Genomic DNA, 16589 nt, shown 5'->3' on the forward strand with positions numbered 1-16589 from the left:
TAGATTATCCATAAGATATGTCGATCAATCGTATCTCCATCTATCATCTCGAAACATTGCTGTGGATTGACAGGCTGGGCACTTTTTCTGCCGCCGCCGAACGGCTCAACACGACGCAGCCCGCGGTTTCGGCGCGGATGCGCGAGCTGGAGCAGCGGCTGGGGACCAGCCTGTTCCGGCGCGAGGGGCGCAGCATGGCGCTGACCCCGGCGGCGCGCAAACTGGTGCGCGACTGCGACCCGCTGCTGCGCGACCTGCAATCGGCCTTGCTGGGAAGCGGCGGTTTTTCCGAATCGAGCGGTGTCGTGCGGATCGGCGCGGGCGAGATTGTGGCGGCAAGCTGCCTGCCACGCTTCCTTGCCGAGCTGAAGGCCGACATGCCGGGGGTGGGGCTGGAGATTGAAATCGACCTGACCGCCAATTTGATCCAGCAGCTTTTGACCGCGCGCACCGATCTGGCCTTTGCCGCGGGGCCGATCGCGCACCCGGCGCTCAAGACGCGTTCGATCGGCAGTGTCGCCCTGCTATGGCTCGCCAGTCCGGCGCTGGCGGCAGGTTTTGGAAGCGGGAAGGGCGAGGTGCCGCTTCCCGTCTGGTCGCTTGCCAGTCACTCGCCGATCCATGGCCGGATGCGTGAAGCGATTGCCGCGGCGCGGATTGCGCCACGGACGCTCAACCTGTGCAACAATGCGCGGATGATGATCGACATTGCGCGCGCGGGCGGCGGGGTCGGCATTTTCCCGGAGCCGATGGTGCGCGAGCAACTGGCCGAGGGGAGCCTGGTTGAACTCGCGGGGTTGCCCGCGCTTGACCCGGTGGAATTTCACATCGCCATGCGCGTCGCCGACAGCGAGCCGGTGCTCGACCGCATTTTCGAACGCGCCGCGCGGCTGCACCTGGACATGCTGGCGTGAGGCGGGGGCGCCATATTGGCACCGTGGGCCCGGTCAGGGAAGCGGCATATCCAGCGCGGCGGAGAGATCAGCGAGCGCCTGTTCGCCGCTGGTCACCTTGATCGCGTGCATGCCAAGCTGGGCGGCGGGTTTGCAGTTGATGCCGAGGTCGTCGAGATAAATGCATTGGCTGGGCGGGACGTTCAGCCTGTCGCACATCATCTGGTAGATGCGCGGGTCGGGCTTTCGCACGCCGACCTTGCTCGATTCGATGACCGCGTCGAAGCGCGCGAGAATGGCAGCGATTTCGGCGGCGGCCGCTTCGCTGCGCGCCATGCCTGCGCCCTTGCCGCTGGGGACATTATTGGTGATGCAGGCGATGGTGAAGCCGCGCGCCTTGAGCGTATCGAGCGCGGCGACCATGGCGGGCCGCACCGCCCCGGCAAGGACGGCGAGCACGGCTTCGCCCTCCAGATCATGGCCCATGGCGCGGGCTTCTTCGGCAAAGAGGCGGTCAAAGGCGGAGGCGTCGATTTCGGCGCGTTCGAACCTGGCCCAAGCATTGCTGTCCGGATTGGCGGCGTTGACGCGCCGGATGAAGTCGCGCGGCAGGCCCCGTTCTTCCTCCAGCCGGTTGAAGGCCTCAAAAGGCGAGGCGGTGATGACGCCGCCAAAGTCGAAAATCACGGTCGAGAAAGGTGCGGATGAAGACATGCCCCCGCCATGCCGCGCGAGGGCGGGGGAAGGCAAGTCTCTTTTTGCTACTGATTGACGATCCTCAATAGGCGAGTTTGAGGCCGGGGCGCGGCCAGCGGGTTTTGACGAGCCGTCCGGTGGCGGAAAGGGTGATATAGGCATCGCGCATATCGGGGCCGCCAAAGGCGATGTTGGTGGTGTAGAGATCGTCGGTGGGGATGAACTCGACCAGCTCGCCTTCGGGTGAGACGACCGAAATGCCGCATTCGCCGATGGTGGCGACGCAGATATTGCCATTGGCCTCCATCGCGAGGCTGTCGAAAAATTTGAAGCCGGCGGGGCGGTAGAGCGGGAAGCCGGGCCCTGCCGGGCCGCTGCTGTCGGCCACCTTGCCGGGGGCGGTCACGGTGAAGCGCGTCAGGCGGCAGGTATAGGTTTCGGCGACATAGAGATGCCGCCCGTCGGGAGAGAGGCCGATGCCGTTGGGATTCTGGCTGGGGAAAATCACTTCCTCGATCAGGCTGCCGTCGGCTTTGGCATAGAAAATGCCGACGATGTCGTGGCAGCGCTTTGCATAATCGACCTTGCCGTGATCGGTGAACCAGAAGCCGGCGTCGTGATCGAACATCAGGTCGTTGGGCCCGCGCAAGGTCACGCCCCGATCACCGCTTTTGTAGAGAGTTTCGACCGCGCCGGTGACGATGTCGATGCGTTCGATGCGGCCGCCCGAATAGTCATCGGCGATGCCATGGGGGGTGAGATGGCCTTCGGCTTCGGCCCAGTTGAAGCCGCCATTGTTGCAGCAATAAAGCTTTCCTGCGGGACCGAGGGCGAGGCCGTTGGGGCCGCCGCCGGGGGTCGCGATCACCTCCTTGCGACCGCCGGGCCAGCAGCGGGTGATGCGTCCGGCCTCGATTTCGGTGACGATGACGCTGCCGTCGGGCATGACAACGGGGGCTTCGGGGAAGCGGAGGCCATCGGCGATCAGTTCGAAGTCGGTCATATCGTCTCCCATTTCTTTTTCGTCAGGCCGGACTCGATCCGGCACCCATTGACGCCAACGCAGCCGATAATGGACCCCGGATCAAGTCCGGGGTGACGAAGGGATGTCCGGGTGACGAAGGGCGGGCGGGGCGACGAAGGGGTGTCCGGGGTGACGAAGGGGTGTCCGGGTGACAAAGGAGTGTCCGGGGTAACGAAGGGGGATGTGGCTTGCTCTCGGCCCCCGGCTGTGCTTTGCGGCCATCATGGCTGTTCGCACGCTTTTCGCCACACCCTTTTTCGAAGCCGATATTGGCGCGCCCGATCTGCTGGCGGAGCTGGAGCAGAGCTGCCGCCTGTTCGCGAGCGAGGATGGAGCGGGGCGGGTGTGGAGCCGCGAGCATGGCTATCGCGGCTATACCAGCTATGCGAGCTTGAATGATCTGCCGCAGCGCGATCCCGTCTTTGCCGACCTGAAACGCTTGCTCGACCGCGAGGTGAAGCGCTTTGCCAAGGCCTGCCATTTCGACCTGGCCAAGCCCCTGAAGCTCGACAGCCTGTGGGTCAATATATTGAAGCCCGGCGGCGCGCATAGCGGACATATTCATCCGCACTCCATTGTTTCGGGGACCTTTTATGTTGCGGTGCCGCCGGGGTCGGGGGCGCTGAAGCTGGAAGACCCGCGTTTGCCGATGCTGATGGCGGCGCCGGGGCGCGAGGAGGATGCACCCGAACATTTCTTGCCCTTTATCTATGCCGAGCCCGCAGCCGGGCGGGTGTTTTTGTGGGAAAGCTGGCTGCGGCACGAGGTGATGCCGCATCAGGGCAAGGGCGAGCGAATTAGTATCAGCTTTAACTATCGCTGAGCTTTCCTATATGGGTTTTCACGGACCCACCCCCCATTCCGTTCGTGTCGGGCGAAGTCGAGACACCCATCGGCATGGCGCAAGTTCGAGGGGCATCTCGACTTCGCTCGATGCGAACGGTTCAGACAGGAAATGCCCATGACCGACACCGCCACCTATGACGCCGATCTTCAACTCTTCATTGCCGGGGAGTGGCGCGGCGGCGAGGGGCGGGAAGCGCGGCCGGTGGTCAACCCGGCGACCGCCAATACCATTGCCGAACTGCCGGTAGCGACGGTAGCCGATCTGGACGAAGCGCTGGCGGCGGCTGAGCGCGGCTGGCCGGTCTGGCGCGCGAAAACCCCCGATGAGCGCGGGGCGCTGATGCGAAAGGCGGCGCAGCTGATCCGCGAGCGCGCCCAGCATATCGCGACGCTGTTGACGCTGGAACAGGGCAAGCCGATCGCCGAGGCGCGCGGCGAGGTTTTGTCGGCGGCGGGATTGTTCGAATATTTTGCCGAACAGGGCAAAAGGATCGACGGGCGCGTTATCCAGCGGCCCGCTGGTCAGCGCGCGATGGTGCTGAAACAGCCGGTGGGACCGGTCGCGGCGTTCAGTCCGTGGAACTTCCCGGTCAATCTGATGGTCAAGAAAATCGCGCCGGCGCTGGCGGCGGGATGCGTCGTGATCGCCAAGGCGCCGGAGGAAACGCCGGGCTGCACCAGCGCGCTGATGCGCTGTATCGCCGATGCGGGGATTCCGGGTGACGTGGTGCAGCTTGTCTATGGCAATCCCGACATGATCAGCCGCCATTTGCTGGCGAGCCCGGTAATCCGCAAGGTCAGCTTCACCGGATCGACCGCGGTGGGCAAGCATCTGATGAAGCTTGCCGCCGATAATGTGCAGCGGATCACCATGGAGCTTGGCGGCCATGCGCCGGTGCTGATCTTTGACGATTGCGACCTGGAGGCGACGCTCGACCGGGTGGTTGCGCAGAAATTCCGCAATGCGGGGCAGGTGTGCGTGTCGCCGACGCGCTTTTATGTGCAGCAGGGCATTTACGATGCCTTTGTGAAGGGATTTGCCGAGCGCACCGCGCGGGTGAAGATCGGCAGCGGGCTGGATGCCGATACGCAAATGGGACCGCTCGCCAATGAACGCCGCATTCCAGCGCTGGAGGCGATGATCGCCGATGCCAAGGCCAAGGGCGCGCGAGTGATCGCGGGCGGCGAAGCGACGGGTGAAGGCTATTTCTTCCGCCCCACCGCGCTTGCCGATGTGCCGATCGAGGCCGATGCGATGAATCAGGAGCCCTTTGGCCCGATGGCGTTGATCCGGCCCTTTGCCAGCGAGGAAGAAGCGCTGGAGCAGGCGAACCGGCTGCCCTATGGGCTCGCCGCCTTTGCCTTCACCGAAAATGGGCGGCGCATCAACCGCATTGCCGACGGGATCGAAAGCGGGATGGTCGGGATCAACAGCTTTGTGATTTCGAGCCATGACATGCCGTTCGGCGGGATCAAGCAGTCGGGCTTTGGCAGCGAAAGCGGGCCCGAAGGGCTGGACGGTTATCTGGTCACCAAGGCGGTGCATATTTATTGAGGCTAGCCGATTCCGCTCGCATCGAGCGAAGTCGAGATACGAGCGGACTAGAAAGGTCAGTCTCTTTCCAGCGCCACGAAATCGCGGCCCAGCGAGGCGAGGCGGGCGCCGCTGTCGACGAAGATGGTCTGGCCCGTCACCGCTTCGGCGCGGGCGAGGTAGAGGACGGCGTCGGCGATCTGGTCGGGGCGCGGCAGGCTTTGAAGCGGCATGCGCTGGGCGAGGCGTTCGATCTGGCCCGCGCTATAATCATCGGTAGCGAGCGTCAGGCCTGGCGCGACGGCGTTGACGCGGGCGCGGTGTCCGAAGGCGACGGCGAGCGTCGCGGTCGCCTGCCACAGTGCCGATTTGGACAGGCTGTAGGCGAGCTGGTCGGGGACAGGATTGGCGACGCGCTGATCGACGATATTGACGATGGCGGGGCGTGCATTTTTGCCGCTGGCGGTAACGAGCGCCTTGGCGAGCATCACCGGGGCATGATGATTGACCTGCATCATTTCGGCGAGCGCCGCGTGCGAAAGATCGGGCCATTCGCCTTCGGCAAAAAGCGCGGCATTGTTGACGAGCAGATCGGGCGCGCGGCCGAAGCGGTCGACGACTTGCGGGATCAGCGCATCGACGGCTTGCGGATCGGCGAGGTCGGCGGCGAAGCGGTGCATGGGCGCGCCGCTTTCGCGCAGCGCGTCGGCGAGGACGGGATCGGTGTCGCCCGGCGTGCGCTTGTGGATGGCGAGCGCATAGCCTTCGCGCGCAAGGCGCGCGGCGATGGCGGCGCCGACGCGGTGGAGACCGCCCGTGACCAGCGCCAGCCTTTGCGTCATTTTCGCGCCCGCCGCATGGTGATGCCAATTCGCTCGCCCTCTTCGGCGATGGCGAGTTTGACGATCTTGACCTCCACTTCCTCGACCCGGTCATCCTGCAGGAAAAGCGTGTCGATGATATGATCGGCGACGCTTTCGATCAGCACGAAATGCACATCCTTGGGAATCCCTTCGGTCGCCGCGAATTTGAGGTGCATATAGTTTTTCGATTCGCTGAGCGGGGTGGTCGGATCATAATGATCGGCCATGGCGAGCCGCGCGCGCACCGAAATACGCAAGGGTTGGGGCAAATGGGTTTCTTCGGAGTAAATGCCGGTAAGCACCTGAACGGTAAGCCCATCGACTTCCAGCCATAATGTGTCGGTCACGCGCGATCATCCTGTCGAGCGGGGCGACATTCGGCTATGCAAGACGCTTGCCTGCCCCTAAAGCGCCGCCGCATTAGCGAAAGGGCGCGCCTTGGTCGAGTTACTTCCATTGTCGGACATGGAACCGCAAGCGGTCGAGCAATTGCTCGACGCCGCTTTTGGGCGCGACCGTTTTAGCCGAACCGCCTATCGCATTCGCGAAGGCGCCGAGGCGGTGGCAGAACTGAGCTTTGCGCTGGTCGAGGCCGGTCTGCTCGTTGGCACGATCCAGTGCTGGCCCGTCGCCCATCATGCAGCGGAGGATGGCGCGGTGACGCCGCTGGTGATGGTGGGGCCGGTCGCGGTGCGGCCCGACGTCCAGCGCGGCGGGCACGGCCGGGCGCTGATGGCGCATATGCTGGAGCGGGCGGAAGGCGCTGCGGACGGGGCGCTGATGATGATTGGCGACCCTGAATATTATGGGCGCTTTTTCGGCTTCGATGCTGCGGCGACGGGGGTGTGGGAGCTGCCCGGCCCCTTTGAGCGGCGGCGGTTGCTCGCGCGGGCGGTTAACGGGCATGCGGTGCCGGCGGCGGCGGGGATGATTGGTCCGCGAGGCGGCGAATAGAGCGGGATAGACCCTTGCGCCATGGGGCGGGGGGCCTATGTCGGGTGCATGGTTTCTTCCCCATCTTCCCCCAAGGATCTGGCGTTGCTTTCGCTGGCGGAAGTTGTCGAAAGTGCCGCGCAGCGTCGGTTGCCGCCGGTTGAGACATGGCATCCGGAACGTGAGGGCGAGAGCCGGATGGTGATTTGTGCCGACGGAAGTTGGCGGCACGAGGGCGACCCCATTAACCGGCCCGCGATGGTGAAGCTGTTTTCGACCATCCTCCGCCGCGAGGTCGATGGAGGCTATGTCCTTGTAACGCCAGCAGAAAAACTGAATATCGAGGTCGAAGACCTGCCCTTTCGCGCGGTCGAGATGAAATGCGAGGGCGATGGCAACAAGCGGACGCTTGTTTTCCGGCTGAACACCGACGATCTGGTGATTGCGGGGGCGGAGCATCCGCTGTCTTTTGGCGCCGACCCCGACCGGCCCGACCCGCGTCTGCATGTGCGCGGCGCGATCGGCAACGGGCTGGAGGCGCGGATTGACCGCGCGCTTTATTATGAGCTCGTTGAGATGGCGCTGGCCGAGGCGAATGATCCCTTGTCCATCTGGTCCGACGGGGCCTGTTTTCCGCTGGTGGATCGCTGATGCTGTCCGGCAAATTATGCGCGGCGCTGGACAATCTGCTCCCCGCCGAAAGCGGTGATGAGGGGTATTTGCTGGAACCCGGCGAGCGGCTGCGCGATGCGGCGGTGCTGATCGCGCTGACCGACCGGCCCGAACCCGGCGTGATATTGACCCAGCGTCCGCAATGGCTGCGTGCCCATGCGGGGCAGGTCGCCTTTCCCGGCGGCAAGGTCGATCCCGGCGACCGCGATGTGATCGACGCCGCGCTGCGCGAGGCCGAGGAGGAAATCGGGCTGGATCGCCGCGATGTGGCGATTGCGGGAACTGCGGACGCCTATCGCTCGGGCAGCGGCTATCATATCACCCCGGTGCTGGGGGTGATTCCCCCCGACCTGCCCCTCGACCCCAATCCCGACGAGGTCGAGGAATGGTTCGAGGTGCCGATGGAACATTTGTTCAACCCCGCCAATTATGAGCGGCATGAGGCGCATTGGCAGGGCCGGCTGCGCCGTTATTATGACATGCATTGGCAGGGGCGGCGGATCTGGGGCGTGACGGCGGATATCATCATCAATCTGGCGAAGCGCCTGCCGCCCGAGTGGCACCGGTGACGCGCCTGCCCGAAAGCCCGTGGCGGACGCGCGCGGGACTGCGCCGCATCGTCGATACGCTGGGCGCGGAGCAACTGCGTATCGTTGGCGGGGCGGTGCGCGATACGCTGTTGGGCCTGCCCGTTACCGACATTGATCTGGCGACCCCGCTGCACCCCGAAGCCGTGATGGAGCGATTGACGGCGGCGGATATCAAGGTGATCCCGACCGGCATCGCCCATGGCACGATTACCGCCATTGCCAGCGGCGACCGGCATGAAATCACGACGCTGCGCCGCGACGTTGCGACCGATGGTCGCCGCGCGACGGTCGCCTTTGCCGAGGATTGGCGCGAGGATGCGGCGCGGCGCGATTTTACGATCAATGCGCTTTATGCCCATGCGGATACGGGTGTGGTCGAGGACTGGTTCGGTGGCCTCGCCGATCTGGCGGCGCGGCGCATCCGCTTTATCGGCGATGCGGCGACGCGCATTGCCGAGGATCATCTGAGGATCCTGCGCTTTTACCGCTTTGCCGCGCGCTTTGGAGGGGGGGAGCTGGACCCGGCGAGCCATGCGGCGGCGGTTGCGGCGCGCCATTCGCTCAAAAGCCTGTCGCGTGAGCGCATCGCCGATGAGCTGACCAAGATATTGGCGCTGCCCGACCCGCGCGCCATCGTGTGCCAGATGGAGGAGGACGGGATTTTCGCCGTGCTGCTGCCCGAAATGGCGGCGGATTATCGCGCGGGGCTAGACCGATTATTGGCCAATGAGGCGGCGGTGAAGGAAGCGCCGGCCGCGCTGCGCCGGCTCGCTGCATTGCTGCCTGCTGAGCCCGCCTTGGCCGAACAGGTGGCAAGCCGCCTGCGCCTGTCGAAGCGGCAGCGGGCGCATCTGGTCGCGCTGGCCGGGCGCGGCGAAGGCGCGTTGCCCCCTGTGCGCCAGCTTGCTCACCGGGCCGGTATCGACGCGGCGCGCGACTTGTATCTGCTGGCTGTCGATGAAGCGGGCGTGCGTGCGGCGGCGGCCGATCTGGCCGGGTGGACTGTCCCGCACTTGCCGATCAAGGGCGGCGATATTGTCGCACGCGGCATCGCCGCCGGGCCGGAGGTGGCGCATATTTTGAAAGCGGTGGAAGCTGCCTGGGTGGCCGAAAATTTTCCGGACGCTGCGCGTGTTGCGGAGTTGGTCGATCAGAAAATCGGGTCGGTGAGCGAACGCCGCCAGCAATCAATCGCCTCGGCAGGAGCAAGCGGGCGGGCAAAGAGAAAGCCCTGACCGAAGTCGCAACCAAGCGCCGAGAGGAGGCGCGCCTGTTCGGTGGTTTCGACCCCTTCGGCGGTGGTCTTCATCCCCAGCACTTCGGCCAGGCTCTGGATGGTGCGGACGATGGCGACCTTGTCGCGATCCTCGACCATATGTTCGACGAAGCTGCGGTCGATCTTGAGCACGTCGATCGGCAGGCGCTGGAGATAGGCGAGGTTCGAATAGCCCGTGCCGAAATCATCCATCGCGATACGGGCGTTGAGCGCCTTTAGTTCGCTGAGCACCGCCATCGCGCGGTCGGGGTCGCCGATAATCGCGCTTTCGGTCAGTTCGATCATCAGCCTTTCGCCGCCGATACCCTGAGCGGCGAGGGCGTGGCGGACCACCTGCGCCACATCGTCGCGTACAAGCTGAATCGCCGAGACATTAACCGAGACATAGCAATCGACCGGTGTGCCATTTTCACGATCCCATTCGGCGAGCATCGCCGCCGCCTTGGTAATCGCCCATTGTCCCAGCGGGACGATCAGCCCCGAATCTTCGGCAATGGGGATGAATTCGGAAGGCGAGATCGCCTTGCCCGCCTCATCATCCCAGCGTGCCAGCGCCTCGAACCCCGAAACGCGGCCCGTGGCCAGCTCGATCAGCGGCTGAAAGGCCAGCTGCAGCCGATCCTCTTCGATCGCGCTGCGCAGCGCAGTTTCGAGGCCGAAGCGATTGTCCGACAGCATCGCTGTTTCGGGTTCGTACATTTCGATACGGTCGGTCTGCTTGGCGCGTTTGAGCGCGATTTGCGCCTGGCGAAGCTGATCGGCGATATGGGCCTTGGCATAAGGCTGGATCGCGCAGCCGAGCGCGCAATCGACGCTGACCTTCAGTTCGCCGATGCGAAAGGGATGGTCGAAACAGCTGCGGATGCGCCGCGCCAGTTCGCGCACATCGGCGCGGCCCCCCGCAATCAACGTCGAAATGGCAAATTCATCGCCGCCGGTGCGCGCCAAAATGTCGCCGGGGCGCAAGCTGGATTTGAGACGCCGGGCGACGGTGATGATCAACTCGTCCCCGGCCAGCGGCCCGATATGTTCATTGATCCGGCTGAAGCGCGCGAGATCGAGGAGCAATATCGCATGTTCGGTATGGGTTTCGTCAATCTCCCGCTGTTCGACCATTTCCTCAAAGCCCGCGCGGTTGGGAAGGCCGGTGAGGCTGTCGGAGACGAGTTCGCGGCGCAAATTGCGCTCGGTCATCATTTCCTGCGTGCGGTCGATGAAGGTCAGCAGGAAGATAGGGGCGGCGCCCTCTTCGTCTGCGGTGCAGGGCAATGGGCCGATGGAGCCGCGAAGATCGCGCGCCGTAATTCCCTCGCCAATCTGACAGGAAAACTCCTGGCGGTCCTCAGGCTGATTCGCAGCCCGTTCGAGCGCGGCGACGAGTGGGGGAGGAAGATGGGCAGTCGTGGGAGTAAGGCCGAGGCGGTCGAAGGCGGCATTGCTGGCATGAAGGCTGAAAAGCCCGCGCGACAGGGGGCGGATCAGAGCCGCCGGAACGGGTAGTGCGTCGATCCAGCCGACGGCTAAGATGGGCCGGTCTGAGCCGGTGCTATCAATAGGCATGACTAAGGGTTTTATGTGACCTTTCCCCATTGACCCATGCCTAGGGGGAGGGAAGTAAAGAAGCTGTTTATAACGGGTAAAAAAGTCAATCGAATCGGTTGTTTCGGGGGAATCCGGTGGGCGGCATCCGGCCCGATCCGCCGCGCGCGACGCGCCAGGGGGTCAGGTCCGTTTCGGTGCGGGTTCGCCCGCTGTCGCCGCCCATCGTCCAGCTTAATCCTTCGGCAAAGGCAAAGCTGGTGACGTCGGACAGGCCGCCGTCGCGATAGCGTTGCAGCATCACCCCCTGTCCGCGCGTCATCACCGGCACTTCGGCGAGCGGAAAGACGACGAGCTTGCGATTTTCGCCGACCACCGCGACGCTGTCATGATCGGGCGCAAGCACGCGCACGCGCGCCAGATGCGCCTTGGGCTTCAGATTGACGACATTGCGCCCCTTTCGCGTTTCGGCGGTGACGTCGTTCATCTGGGCGATGAAGCCATGGCCGGTCGAGGAGGCGAGGAGCAGCCGCCCTTCGGGGACGACCGGGATCATCGCGACGATGCGCGCGTCCGAATCGATATCGACCATCAGCCGAAGCGGTTCGCCAAAGCCGCGCCCACCGGGCAATTTGTCGGCGCCGACAGTGTAGAAACGCCCGTCACTGGCGGCGATGAGGAGCTTGTCGGTGGTTTGGGCATGAACGGCGAAGGCCAGTTCATCGCCTTCCTTGAATTTGAAATCGGCCCAATTTTCGGGCGTGACATGGCCGCGCTGTGCGCGAATCCAGCCGCGTTTCGACAGGATGACGGTGACGGGTTCCTTCTCGATCATCGCATCGAGCGGAATGTCGCGTGTCGGGGCGGCCTCTGCCAAGGTGGTGCGGCGCGCGCCGATCGCGGTGTCCGGGCCATAGATAGCGCGTAGCGCGGCGAGGTCGCGTTTGAGCCGGGTGCGCTGGCGCGCCGGGCTGTCGATCAGCTTCGCCAGATCCTCGCGCTCGGCAGCGAGCGCATCCTGTTCGCGTTTCAGTTCCATTTCCTCAAGCTTGCGCAAGCTGCGCAGCCGCATGTTGAGGATCGCCTCGGCCTGCCGGTCGGTGAGGCTGAATTCGGCGATCATCACCGCCTTTGGCTCGTCTTCGGTGCGGATGATCTCGATCACCCGGTCGAGGTTGAGGAAGGCGATGAGATAGCCCGCGACCAGCTCGAGCCGGTCGTCGATCTTGCCGATGCGATGTTCGGCGCGGCGCACAAGGACAATGATCTGATGCTGGAGCCATTCGGTGAGAAGCTGATGCAGCCCCATCACCTTTGGCGTGCGCGTTGCGTCCAGAACATTGAGATTGAGCCCGAAACGATTTTCAAGGTCGCTGAGCCGGTACAGGCTTTCCTTGAGCACGTCGGGATCGACATTGCGGCTTTTGGGGACGAGGACGATGCGCAGATCCTCGGCGCTTTCGTCGCGCACATCGTCGAGGATCGGCAATTTCTTGTCGGCAATAAGCTGGGCGATCTGTTCGATCAGTTTGCCCTTGGCGACCCCATAGGGGATTTCGCTGACCACAAGCTGCCAGGTGCCGCCGGCGAGCTTTTCAATCCCCGTTTCTTCCCAGGCGCCATCTTCGCCCCGGCCAGTGGAAAAGCGCGCACGGACGCGGAAACTGCCGCGGCCGGTTTCATAGGCATGGGCGATAGTTTCGGCGCTGTCGGCCAAAATGCCGCCGGTGGGAAAATCCGGGCCCCGGACATGGGCGAGCAGCTCGGAAAGCTCGGCCTTGGGATTGTCGATGAGCAGAAGCGCGGCGTCAATCACCTCGGCGGCATTGTGCGGCGGGATGTTCGTCGCCATGCCGACAGCAATGCCGCTGGAGCCATTGGCAAGCAGATTGGGGAAGAGGCCGGGCATGATCTCCGGCTCTTCATCCTCACCATTATAGGTGGGGCGGAAATCGACCGTGCCTTCGTCAAGGCCCTGCATCAGATCGACCGCAACGCGCGTCAGCCGCGCCTCTGTATAGCGATAGGCCGCGGCATTATCGCCGTCGATATTGCCGAAATTGCCCTGGCCGTCGACAAGCGGATAGCGCAGCGAAAAATCCTGCGCGAGCCGGACCATCGCATCGTAAACGGCGGTGTCGCCATGCGGGTGGAATTTACCGATGACATCGCCGACGACGCGCGCCGATTTCTTGTACCCCTGGCCCGGGTCGAGGCGCATCGACCGCATCGCCCACAAGAGGCGGCGGTGAACCGGCTTTAACCCGTCGCGCAGATCGGGAAGCGAGCGCGCGGTGATCGTCGACAGCGCATAGACAAGATAGCGTTCGGACAGCGCGCTGTCGAACCTGGTGTCTATGCTGTCGCCGGGGGCCGAAGGAAGATGATCGTCGATATCGTTCGCCATTGCCGCGCGGCGATAGCAAGGCTGGGTCGCCATGGCAAAGATGTATCGGGGGGGTTGGCGAGACGGCTTTGCATTACCATATGCGCCGCGACGGTGCTGGGAATTATTGCAATTAAATCGCAATAGCGTATAAGCGCCGCCATATTCTCTCTCCCTGTTCAGGATATTTTGCATGAGCGATCGTATCGCCGAAGCCGCCAAGCTGGCCCCTTCCGCGGCGTTGACTGTCGAGGAGGTGCTGAAAGTGCGGCACTGGAACGAACATTTGTTCAGCTTTTCGATCAGCCGTCCGGCCAGTTTTCGCTTCCGCTCGGGCGAATTTGTCATGATCGGCCTGCCCGGCGGCGAAGGGCGGCCCTTGCTGCGCGCCTATTCGATCGCCAGCCCCGCCTATGCCGATGAGCTGGAATTTCTGTCGATCAAGGTGCCCGACGGGCCGCTGACCTCGCGCCTTCAGAAAATCCAGCCCGGCGACCCCCTTTATCTGGGGCGCAAGCCGACGGGGACGCTGGTTGCCGATGCGCTGCTGCCCGGCAAACGCCTGTTCATGCTGTCAACGGGGACGGGGCTTGCCCCCTTCCTCAGCCTCGCGCGTGACCCCGATATTTACGATCGCTTCGACCAGGTGCAGATCGTCCATTGCGTGCGGCAGGTCAGCGACCTGGCCTATCGCGACGAGCTGGAAAGCCAGCTTGCGGGCGATCCGCTGGTGCAGGATCAGGCGCTGCTGCAATTTCACTATCTGCCCACCGTCACGCGCGAATCCTTTCGCAACGAAGGACGAATCGACGCGCTGATCGATTCGGGGCGACTGTTCGGCCATCCGCTGAGCGGACCTGCGCAGTTCGATCCCGCGACCGATCGCATCATGATGTGCGGCAGCATGGCGATGATCCGCGACCTTGGCGCGCGATTCGAGGCGCTGGGCTTTACCGAAGGCTCGAATGCTTCGCCCGGCGACTATGTGATCGAGCGTGCCTTCGTCGGATAGCGGCGGCGTCCTCTTTTCAGGCGCGCATCGCTGCGCCATGAAGGGACATGGCGAAGCGACAATCGGGCGATGAAGGACTGGGCGCGGCAATCGTGCCCGCCGATGCGGCAGCACTGGGCGATGCCCCGCGTCTCCGTGCGATATTGACCGAGGCGGCGCGCGAAGGGCGCAGCGTCAGCTATTCGGAAATACTGGGCGAACTGGGCTTTCGCTTTACCCGGCCCAAGATGCGCGCGCTTTGCAAGACGCTGGGCGAGGTCGACCGATTGTGCGCGGCGGACGGCGAGCCTGATTTGGCCGTGCTGGTGGTGCGCGAGAGCGACCGGCTGCCCGGGCAAGGCTGGTGGGTCGGTGGCACTGCGCTGATGCTCGGCTATGAGGGGCCGTGGGAAGGCGCGGAGGCGACGAAATTCATTCGGGCGCAGCAGCAATTGGCCTTTGATTATTGGGCGCGATGATGGGCCTGTCCGCCTGGAGCCATTCTCCGCGCCTCCGCGCCTCCGCGTGAAACCAGAGCCTTGCGGGCTTTATCCCGTTCCTGTCGATGGTCAGGGCGCGGCTGGGGGTGGGAGTTCGATTTCGCGGTCGATGCCGATGGCGTTGAGGAAATGGGGGTCGTGGCTGACGATGAGCAGCGCGCCGTCATAGGCGGCGAGGCCTTCCTCGACCGCGGCGAGCGAATCGAGGTCGAGATGATTGGTCGGCTCGTCGAGCAAAAGCAGCATCGGCGGGGTGGGCGCGCCGAGGGTGCAGGCGAGCGCGGCGCGCAGCATCTGGCCGCCGCTGAGGTGCGCGACCCGGGCGTCGGCGGATGCGGCGCGGAAGCGGAAACGGGCGAGGGCGGCGCGGCATTGATTATTGGTCGTGCCGGGATTGAGCGCGCGGAAATTTTCGGCGATCGACAGCGTGGGGTCAAGCAGCGAGAGCGTCTGGTCGAAAAAGGCGTAAGGGACCGCGATGCGCGCACTGCCGCGCCAAGGGGTGAGCCGTCCCGCCGCAAGCGCGAGCAAGGTCGACTTGCCCGAACCATTGGGTCCGGCGAGCGCAACCCGTTCGGGCCCCTCCATTACCAGGCTGATGTCGCGGAAAAGCGGACGAGCGGGCTTATAGCCGAAGCGGACATGGTCAAGCATCAGCACGCGGCGCGTTGCGGGCAGGCCGGTCGGAGGCAGCGCGACGGCGAGCGGGTCGATATGGTCGATCCGGCCTGATGCCTCCGCCAGTCTTTCGGCGGCCTCGGCCTGTTGGCGCTGGGCGAGCCGCTGCGCGGCGCCGGCGCTTTCCTCCGCCCGGCGCTTTTGCTGGCCGAGCCAGATGCGCGGCATATCGCCCCCGGCGGCCATGCGGCGCCCGCTGCCGTCGCGGCGCGCCTGACGTTCGCGCGCAACCTGGGTTCGGCGCTGAACGGTAGCGAGCTGCTTCTCGGCCTCTGCCAGCGCTTGTGCGTCGGCGGCCTGTTCGACCTTTTTCTGCGCGCGATAGGCGCTCCATCCGCCGCCATAGCGGCGCGCGCCCAGCGTGGTGAGTTCGACGATGGCGTCCATTTCCTCAAGCAGTTCGCGGTCGTGGCTGACAACCAGTGCGCCGCCGCGCCAATCGCGCAAGAGCGCGTGAACTGCGGCGCGTCCCTCGCGGTCGAGATTATTGGTCGGCTCGTCGAGGAGGAGGAAGTCGGGGGCGCTAAACATGGCGGCCGCAAGCGCGGCGCGCGTGCGCTGGCCCCCCGACAGCGCGGCGAGCGGGGTGTCGGGCGCGAGCGGCGGCAGACCGGTGGCGGTGAGCGCCTCGGCGATGCGTGCCTCCAGCATCCAGTCGGCGGCGGCGAGATCGTCGGCACTGGCGGCGCCGGCCTCTGCCCTTTGCAGCAGGGTGAGGGCGGGGCGAGCGGCGAAGAGGTCGGCAATCTGGTCGCCGGGTTCGGACTGGACCGACTGGTGCAGCATGGCAAGGCGGCCCGCGACGCTGACATGCCCCGCGGCGGGGGTGAGCGTGCCAGCGATCAGGCCGAGCAGCGTCGTTTTACCGACACCATTGCGTCCGACAAGGCCGGTGCGCTCGCGCGCAAATTGAAGGTCTAGGCCCGAAAGGACCGGGGTGCCGTCAGGCGTGGACCAGTGAAGATTGGCAAGGGTGATCGAGGGATGGGCAGGCATGGACAAGGGCTTTCGCAGTAGCAAGGCAGGCGGGCTTTGCGGTCGGAAGCATGTCCATGGCTGTCATCCTTTGGTGATGGGAGCGCGGCGGGCGCGGGCCCCGCAAGAAGCGGGGACGGTGGGCGTTTAGCAGTTTTTTCGGCTTTTGGCGAGATGGGGCGGCGGGCGCGCG

16 protein-coding genes are annotated in these 16589 nt (G+C 64.6%); 9 read left to right on the plus strand and 7 right to left on the minus strand.

Annotation, left to right across the window (positions count from 1 at the left end; translation table 11 throughout):
* Nucleotides 1-17 precede the first annotated feature (17 nt).
* The gene (locus tag JV18_RS0112530; protein ID WP_033074753.1) at nucleotides 18-914 is read left to right on the plus strand and encodes a LysR family transcriptional regulator; all 897 of its coding nucleotides are present in this window, start codon (nucleotides 18-20) and stop codon (nucleotides 912-914) included.
* Nucleotides 915-947: 33 nt separating this feature from the next.
* Here JV18_RS0112530 and JV18_RS0112535 read toward each other — a convergent pair whose 3' ends face one another.
* On the minus strand, nucleotides 948-1607 hold the full coding sequence (locus tag JV18_RS0112535) for an HAD-IA family hydrolase (protein WP_033074754.1): 660 nt from the start codon (nucleotides 1605-1607) through the stop codon (nucleotides 948-950).
* Nucleotides 1608-1671: 64 nt separating this feature from the next.
* Nucleotides 1672-2592 carry an SMP-30/gluconolactonase/LRE family protein gene (locus JV18_RS0112540; protein WP_033075343.1) on the minus strand — a complete coding sequence of 307 codons (921 nt, stop codon included), beginning with the start codon at nucleotides 2590-2592 and terminating at the stop codon, nucleotides 1672-1674.
* Nucleotides 2593-2836: 244 nt separating this feature from the next.
* Between JV18_RS0112540 and JV18_RS0112545 the strand changes: the two genes are divergently transcribed.
* Complete coding sequence (locus tag JV18_RS0112545) at nucleotides 2837-3436, plus strand: TIGR02466 family protein (RefSeq protein WP_033075344.1); 600 nt, start codon at nucleotides 2837-2839, stop codon at nucleotides 3434-3436.
* A 138-nt stretch (nucleotides 3437-3574) separates the two neighbouring features.
* Entirely contained in the window at nucleotides 3575-5014 is a 1440-nt protein-coding gene (locus tag JV18_RS0112550) for an NAD-dependent succinate-semialdehyde dehydrogenase (protein WP_033074755.1), read from the plus strand.
* Between the two features lie 56 nt (nucleotides 5015-5070).
* Here the strand turns inward: JV18_RS0112550 and JV18_RS0112555 are convergent, their stop codons facing one another.
* Nucleotides 5071-5835 carry an SDR family oxidoreductase gene (locus JV18_RS0112555; RefSeq protein ID WP_033074756.1) on the minus strand — a complete coding sequence of 255 codons (765 nt, stop codon included), beginning with the start codon at nucleotides 5833-5835 and terminating at the stop codon, nucleotides 5071-5073.
* On the minus strand, nucleotides 5832-6203 hold the full coding sequence (locus JV18_RS0112560) for a dihydroneopterin aldolase (protein WP_033074757.1): 372 nt from the start codon (nucleotides 6201-6203) through the stop codon (nucleotides 5832-5834). The genes JV18_RS0112555 and JV18_RS0112560 overlap by 4 nt, the downstream gene beginning before the upstream one ends.
* A gap of 118 nt (nucleotides 6204-6321) precedes the next feature.
* On the opposite strand from JV18_RS0112560, the gene JV18_RS0112565 reads away from it, so the two are divergent.
* From JV18_RS0112565 to JV18_RS0112580, 4 genes are read left to right on the plus strand one after another with little or no spacing between them, the layout of a single operon-like run.
* Complete coding sequence (locus JV18_RS0112565) at nucleotides 6322-6810, plus strand: GNAT family N-acetyltransferase (protein ID WP_443027797.1); 489 nt, start codon at nucleotides 6322-6324, stop codon at nucleotides 6808-6810.
* A 48-nt stretch (nucleotides 6811-6858) separates the two neighbouring features.
* Entirely contained in the window at nucleotides 6859-7440 is a 582-nt protein-coding gene (locus tag JV18_RS0112570) for a DUF1285 domain-containing protein (protein ID WP_033075345.1), read from the plus strand.
* Nucleotides 7440-8030 carry a CoA pyrophosphatase gene (locus JV18_RS0112575; RefSeq protein WP_081944787.1) on the plus strand — a complete coding sequence of 197 codons (591 nt, stop codon included), beginning with the start codon at nucleotides 7440-7442 and terminating at the stop codon, nucleotides 8028-8030. The genes JV18_RS0112570 and JV18_RS0112575 overlap by 1 nt, the downstream gene beginning before the upstream one ends.
* Nucleotides 8027-9286, plus strand: coding sequence for a CCA tRNA nucleotidyltransferase (locus tag JV18_RS0112580; RefSeq protein WP_052072226.1), 1260 nt, complete (start codon nucleotides 8027-8029; stop codon nucleotides 9284-9286). Before JV18_RS0112575 ends, JV18_RS0112580 begins: the two co-directional genes overlap by 4 nt.
* On the opposite strand, the gene JV18_RS0112585 is transcribed toward JV18_RS0112580, so the two are convergent.
* A complete protein-coding gene (locus JV18_RS0112585) occupies nucleotides 9202-10887 on the minus strand; it encodes a putative bifunctional diguanylate cyclase/phosphodiesterase (protein ID WP_235303280.1) in 1686 nt (561 codons plus the stop codon). The two genes, JV18_RS0112580 and JV18_RS0112585, sit on opposite strands and share 85 nt — an antisense overlap.
* 85 nt (nucleotides 10888-10972) lie before the next feature.
* Entirely contained in the window at nucleotides 10973-13273 is a 2301-nt protein-coding gene (parC, locus tag JV18_RS0112590) for a DNA topoisomerase IV subunit A (RefSeq protein ID WP_052072227.1), read from the minus strand.
* 172 nt (nucleotides 13274-13445) lie between these two features.
* On the opposite strand from parC, the gene JV18_RS0112595 reads away from it, so the two are divergent.
* Nucleotides 13446-14264, plus strand: a complete 819-nt coding sequence (locus tag JV18_RS0112595) for a ferredoxin--NADP reductase (RefSeq protein ID WP_033074761.1) — start codon at nucleotides 13446-13448, stop codon at nucleotides 14262-14264.
* Between the two features lie 47 nt (nucleotides 14265-14311).
* Nucleotides 14312-14722, plus strand: a complete 411-nt coding sequence (locus JV18_RS0112600) for a hypothetical protein (RefSeq protein WP_033074762.1) — start codon at nucleotides 14312-14314, stop codon at nucleotides 14720-14722.
* Nucleotides 14723-14812: 90 nt separating this feature from the next.
* On the opposite strand, the gene JV18_RS0112605 is transcribed toward JV18_RS0112600, so the two are convergent.
* Nucleotides 14813-16417, minus strand: coding sequence for an ABC-F family ATP-binding cassette domain-containing protein (locus JV18_RS0112605; protein ID WP_033074763.1), 1605 nt, complete (start codon nucleotides 16415-16417; stop codon nucleotides 14813-14815).
* Nucleotides 16418-16589: the final 172 nt, after the last annotated feature.

The organism is Sphingopyxis sp. MWB1 (assembly GCF_000763945.1).
In the GTDB taxonomy this organism is placed as follows: Bacteria; Pseudomonadota; Alphaproteobacteria; order Sphingomonadales; family Sphingomonadaceae; genus Sphingopyxis.